The organism is Frankia sp. CcWB2, assembly GCF_977927585.1.
The window spans coordinates 30,207-31,267 of record NZ_CDWRCM010000021.1 but is presented as its reverse complement, the minus strand read 5'-3'; the positions used below and the strand labels follow the sequence as shown (position 1 = coordinate 31,267).

General features: G+C 70.8%; 1 protein-coding gene. It reads right to left on the bottom strand.

Annotated elements, in window-relative coordinates; genetic code table 11:
- Positions 1 to 74 precede the first annotated feature (74 nt).
- Positions 75 to 941, bottom strand: a complete 867-nt coding sequence (locus ACY45C_RS04220; RefSeq protein WP_462186336.1) for a DUF4191 domain-containing protein — start codon at positions 939 to 941, stop codon at positions 75 to 77.
- Positions 942 to 1,061: the final 120 nt, after the last annotated feature.

The window sequence follows — 1,061 nt, the reverse complement described above, 5'->3', positions numbered from 1 at the left end:
CACAACGGATCATGCAATCCGAAAATCACCATCAGATCCACGGCCAGCCTCGGGACCTACTTCCCAAACAGGCCCTAACGGATGCGGCCGCCGCGCGGGATGTTGCGGGGGATCGGTCCCTTCGGGATCGGCAGCGCTGCGCCGCCCATCGCCCGCAGGCGACGGTCAAGGGCATCGACCTCGCCGCGGCGCAGGGTGCGCCGCAGTCGCATCAGGGTGCTCTGCAGCTTGGGCAGGGGAGTCTCCCCCTCACTGGTGCCGACGATGATGTCGGTCACCGGCGTGTCGCCGACGGCCTTGCGGATCCGGCGCTTCTCGGCGGCGAGCAGTTCCCGCGGGCCACGCCCGCGACCCTCCGCGATGATCACGACCCCGGCGCGGCAGACGACACGGTGCACCACATCCTGATGCCGGTTGACGCCGACGGCGGGGGTGAGGCGCCAGTCGCCCCGCATCCGTTCGATCACCCCGGCGGCGGCGCCCGGTTTGCCTTCCATCTCGGCGTAGGCGGTCCGCTGCACCCGTCGGCTGAACAGGTTCAGGGCGACGACCACCCCGAGCAGGAGGGCGATCGGAATCCACAGGTACAGCGGACCGACGAAGATTGCGAGCACGATGCCGACGGCGACCGGAGCGAGGAAGCCTGCCAGGGTGATCCAGAGCGCCTGCGGATCGCGTTGCCGGGTGACCTTGTAGATCATCCGGAGTTGGGTGACCCGGGTGGTGAATCCCTTTCCCGGTCCCGCCTCGCCGCTGCGGCCGTTCCGACCGGCCGCGCCACCCTTGCCGGCCGTGCCGGGGATCTTCCCCGCGGCGCCAGGATTGGTGCCGCGCCTGCCAGCCGCGCCGTTCTTGTCGGCTGCGCCCGTCGACTGGTCCTTCCCCGCCGCTCCCGGGGTCGCCGACCCCGGGGCGTCCGTCGGCTTCTTCTTCAGTGCCATGACCGCGAGCCTACGGCCTCCTGGCTGGCGGTAGGCATGCTCGTCCCGCGCCCGCCGATCGCCATTGGCCGGCGGGAAGTCCGGCGGATCTGACTGCCGGGCGTGATCAGGGCGTGACGC

What these genes read in the sequence shown, in the direction of transcription:
- ACY45C_RS04220 (WP_462186336.1), bottom strand. Translation starts at nt 941, where the DNA reads ATGGCACTGAAGAAGAAGCCGACGGACGCCCCGGGGTCGGCGACCCCG.